This is a genomic window from Streptomyces sp. NPDC051907 (genome assembly GCF_040681075.1).
Classification (GTDB): Bacteria; Actinomycetota; Actinomycetes; order Streptomycetales; family Streptomycetaceae; genus Streptomyces.
This window is the reverse complement of the sequence record NZ_JBFAYB010000200.1, coordinates 1-4,093: the sequence shown is the minus strand read 5'-3', so window position 1 is coordinate 4,093 and position 4,093 is coordinate 1. Positions and strand designations below refer to the sequence as shown.

6 protein-coding genes are annotated in these 4,093 nt (G+C 70.5%); all 6 read right to left on the bottom strand.

Annotation, left to right across the window (positions count from 1 at the left end):
- Positions 1–145: 145 nt before the first annotated feature.
- Positions 146–1,717, bottom strand: coding sequence for a terminase family protein (locus tag AB0M39_RS41400; RefSeq protein ID WP_365374205.1), 1,572 nt, complete (start codon positions 1,715–1,717; stop codon positions 146–148).
- 61 nt (positions 1,718–1,778) lie between these two features.
- A complete protein-coding gene (locus tag AB0M39_RS41395) occupies positions 1,779–2,099 on the bottom strand; it encodes a hypothetical protein (protein ID WP_365374203.1) in 321 nt (106 codons plus the stop codon).
- Positions 2,100–2,102: 3 nt separating this feature from the next.
- Positions 2,103–2,357, bottom strand: a complete 255-nt coding sequence (locus AB0M39_RS41390) for a hypothetical protein (protein WP_365374200.1) — start codon at positions 2,355–2,357, stop codon at positions 2,103–2,105.
- A gap of 69 nt (positions 2,358–2,426) precedes the next feature.
- Entirely contained in the window at positions 2,427–3,032 is a 606-nt protein-coding gene (locus AB0M39_RS41385; protein WP_365374197.1) for a hypothetical protein, read from the bottom strand.
- Positions 3,032–3,424, bottom strand: a complete 393-nt coding sequence (locus AB0M39_RS41380; RefSeq protein ID WP_365374194.1) for a hypothetical protein — start codon at positions 3,422–3,424, stop codon at positions 3,032–3,034. The genes AB0M39_RS41385 and AB0M39_RS41380 overlap by 1 nt, the downstream gene beginning before the upstream one ends.
- 106 nt (positions 3,425–3,530) lie before the next feature.
- Positions 3,531–4,093 (bottom strand): hypothetical protein (locus tag AB0M39_RS41375; protein WP_365374192.1); only part of this gene is annotated, 563 nt, incomplete at its 5' end.

The window sequence follows — 4,093 nt, the reverse complement described above, 5'->3', positions numbered from 1 at the left end:
CTCCGCCACTCTGGGGCGGAGCACCGGCTGCGCCACCGGGGTGCGGTGCCGGATGCCCGATCCAGGAAGTCGGGGCCGGGCCGGTGTCGCGAGACACGACGTTAGCACACGCCGCGCACGTGTGCTGTCACACTAAGTGATTCACTTACCTTCCGCCGCCGGGGAGGCCGGGGCCGCTCCTTCCGAGCGGGATTCCGCTGACTCCCCCGCGCTGCTGAGCGGCGGCGCTGAGGCTCACTCCGGCCGCGTTGCCGATGTGCTGCGAGGCCCCGGGGATCTTGAGCAGGCCGTACGCCAGGTACGTAGAGGCGTCGATCCGGCCGGGGCTGTCGGTGTGGTCCTCCTGCCACGTGGCCCACTCCTCCTCCATCTCGGGCAGGTACGCCGTGGTGCGCACCCGGTCCTCGATCCACTGCTGGGCGATCGGCGCGGCCCGCAGATACTTGCCGGTGCGGGCGTGCACCGGCGCGATGTACGGCTTGATCGCGTCCTTCGGGATCACGCCCTCGTTCTTGAGCGCCTCCCAGGCGGTGGCGATGGCCATGTTGACCATGTCGCCGCCGTAGTTCTTCTCCACGTGGATCACCGTCGCGCCGATCTCGTGGGCCAGGAGGCACGCGCGCCGCGCCCACTCCGCCGACGAGCACCGGCGAGAGCGGTCGTGGGTGATGTAGAGGCGGCCGTCGGCGCCCCGGAACCCGCCGACGATTCCGGCGACGTCCCGGCCGCCGCCCGAGGGGTCCACGGCGACGGCGATCCGCTCCGGCTCGGGCACGTCCGGGTGGCCGTTGAGGCGGCGCTGCGCGGCGAGCTGGTCGCGGGTGATGAGAGCGCCCTCGGCGGGCTGGGGGTCGGCCTGGTACAGGGCTCCCCAGTCGCGCGGGGTGGAGGTGGACTTCTTGTCCTGCCAGTGCTTCAGGAGCGCGGCGAGGTCGTCGTCTTCGAGGGCGGGGTGGGTGAGGGGGCTGCCGTAGTCGCGGCCCAGCGGGTCGTCGAACGCGGTGGCCATGGCGGGCAGGTTGACCACCCGCCACCGGCCGCCGGTGTCGGTGACGCCTTCGTGGCGGAGGACGCGTCCGGCGAGGTCGTCCTCGTGCCAGCGGGTGAGCACCAGGATCACGGGGACGCCCGGCCGCAGGCGGGACAGGAAGACCGACGACCACCACTCCCAGACGCGGTTGCGCATCCGCAGGCTGTCGGCGTCGCGGCGGTCCTTGTGGGGGTCGTCGCAGATCCCGACGCCGGTGATGGGGAAGCCGGTGAGGGAGCCGCCGACGCCGGTCGCGCGGACGCCTCCCCCGGCCGTGGTGGACCAGTCGTAGACGGACGACTCGCCGCGCCGCATCTCCAGCCCGAACTCGTGGCCGCGTTCGATGACGTGGCGGCGTACGGCGCGGGACTTCTTGATCGCCAGCGAGGCGGCGTACGAGGCGATGCCGATCCGCTGGGATGGGTGCCGGGCCAGCCACCAGAACGGCAGCAGCTCACTGACGAGCGTGGACTTGCCGACCTGCGGGGGTGTGGTGAGGAGGAGCCGGTCGTAGTCGCGGCCCAGGTGGGTCAGCTCGTTGCCGATGAGCCGGGTGTGGGCTCGGGCCTGGAAGCCGTGCGGGTCCAGGTAGCGGCCCATCGTGGCGGGGTTGGAGAGGGCGGCCAGCCGCTTCGCCTCGGAGCGCGTGTCGCGAGTGGAGAGGTCGGCGAAGGTGGAGAGAGTCACCGGCCCCCGTCCCTTCGGATCGAAGGAGCAGGGGCGCGGTCACGTCTGGGATTGCCAGGTGTCAGCCCGCGTAGTCCGGCATTGTGCAGCCGATCGCGCCGGGCGGTAGCACGAACCCGCGCGTCGGCCCGTCCTCCGTCTGCGCAGATCGGTCGGGGACCTGCTCGATGGTCAGCCGCTCGAACGTCGGCCCGTCCATGTACTGCCTGGCCAGGTCCCCGAGCAGCCCCGCGTACTGCGAGGTGACGGTGAAGGTGGTCTCCGTGGCCTCGGCGGTCATGTCGGCGAGGCGGGCCTCCGCCAGGAATAGGAACTGGGCATCGCCGTCGTAGTCCTCGTGGAACGCCGGGTCCGAGCCGTGCAGCGTCAGCCGCCAGTACATGGCTCAGCCTTCCTTGGCGGTGATCTCGATCCGCTGGAATTCCACCCGGTCGCAGAAGTGCTCCACGATCAGAGCCAGGGGCAGCGCCGCGTCGCAGGTGATCTTCACGGCGTCGTCCTCGGTGGTGATGCCCCACTCCGACAGGGGCCCGGTGCTCATGGCGACCGAGTCCCGCAGGTCGCGTTCGGCCTCCTCCTTGGCGTACTCGAAGATCTCCCTGGTGGAGGCGGTGCCTTGAATCGTCAGGGTGTAGAGCATGCACGGTCTCCTCATGCCGGATGATGTGACACAAGATTAGCGCACGCAGCGTGCGGGCGGTGGGCATGGCTACTCCGGGAGGTCGAGGACGTCGTACGGGTCCACGACCCCCGTCGTGGCGTGCTTCCGGGCGAGCTGGGCGATGGCCTCCTCAAGCTCCTGGCGGAGCGCGTTGTCGTCCGCGGGGACGTGGGAGAAGCGGACGGGGGGCTGACCGGCGCGGCCGGTGATGGCGACGTTCTGGTCGGGCTCGCCGAGGGCGAAGCGGATGAGCTTGCTGTAGGCGTCGGCCACGCGGACGGTCTCGGTCGCGTTGAGGTTCTGTCCGATCAGGCTGGTGATCGCCTCGGTGGCCTTCTCATGGAAGGTGGCGGCGAGCTTCAGGTGGTCCTGGACCATGCGCCGCTGGCGCTCCTGGATGGCCGCTACCCACTGCTCGTCCATGTGCCGGTCGAACGCCTCGGCCCGGACGCCCCACCGGAATGTGTGGCTGTACTGCTGCGCGGTCCGGTGGGTGATGTTCAACCTTTCCGCGACCCTCTTCAAGGTCCTCGTCCTGCCGAGGTCCCGGAACACGCAGAACTGCCCCCATCGTTTGGCGCTCTCGCCGGGCTGGCGGTCCCACAGGTCGCGGCCGTCCTCGGCCAGGACGATGGGCTCGCGGGGGGTGGGCATCAGTCACCTGCTTCATCTGCGGGGGCGGCGCGGTCGAGCGTGGTGTGGAGGGCGTGGATGGCGGCGGTGACCTTGGCGTGGAGCGGGGAGTACATGACGCGGTCGCTGGCGCAGTGGAGGGCGGCGTTCATCTGCGCGTGCAGGGTCAGGTACTCGCCCGCCTCCAGGAGCACGCCGAGTGCCTTGTCCATCTCGCGGCGGAGGTCGGCGACGAGGGGCTCGGGCGGGGCGGAGCACGGGGATTCGGGGTTGAGGTGGCAGGCGCAGACGCACGGCACGGCGCAGAACTTGCACTGGGCGGGGGTCTTGAGGCCGGACTGCCCGGTGTGGGAGCGGCAGTACGCTCCGTCGCCGTGGAGGCAGGCGGTGGAGAGGTAGTGGTGGGCGGTCATGATTCACCTCCCGCTGGGCCGTTGACGAGGACGAAGTCGGCCTGTGTGAGGGAGGCGGCGCGGGCGACGGCTGCCGCCAGGGCCGCGATGATGCGCTGGAGTTCGGTCATGCCGTCGCCTCCTGGGGGGTGTCGGCGGCGTCGATCTCGGCGGCCAGCCGCTTGCGGTTGCGGGCCTCGGCGGCGTTCATGGCCTTGGCTTCTTCCTCCGGGTACCGGCCGCACTTGACCATGTTCTGGCGGAAGTAGCTGACGACGCTGATGCGCTCTGCTCCGCAGTCCTCGCACATGCCGTTGCGGCGCTCGCCGCAGGCGCAGTGGATGGCGGTGTTGCCGTGGTACTCGTGGGCGTCGATGAGCGCGAGGTCGCCGTGCTGCATGTCGAGGGCGACCCGGTACTTGGGGAAGACCAGGTTGCCGCCGGTGTAGTGGCCCTTCCGCAGGCAGGCGAGGGTGGAGAAGCCTTCCTCCAGGTCGCCTGCGTCTTGGTGGACGCCGGTGGGGTAGGTGTTGTTGACGGTGACGGTGGTGAACGGGGTGCCGGGCACGACCCACTCGGGGTGGGTGGCTTCGACGTGCTGCATCTGGACGCCGTACCGGTCGGGCAGGTGGTGCTTGAAGTGGCGGCCGATGCCCTGGAGGAAGGGCCGGAGCGTCTCCCACTGGGGCA

Coding starts and splice junctions, on each gene's coding strand:
- AB0M39_RS41385 (WP_365374197.1), bottom strand. CDS start 3,032: ATGCCCACCCCCCGCGAGCCCATCGTCCTGGCCGAGGACGGCCGCGAC.
- AB0M39_RS41395 (WP_365374203.1), bottom strand. CDS start 2,099: ATGTACTGGCGGCTGACGCTGCACGGCTCGGACCCGGCGTTCCACGAG.
- AB0M39_RS41390 (WP_365374200.1), bottom strand. CDS start 2,357: ATGCTCTACACCCTGACGATTCAAGGCACCGCCTCCACCAGGGAGATC.
- AB0M39_RS41380 (WP_365374194.1), bottom strand. CDS start 3,424: ATGACCGCCCACCACTACCTCTCCACCGCCTGCCTCCACGGCGACGGA.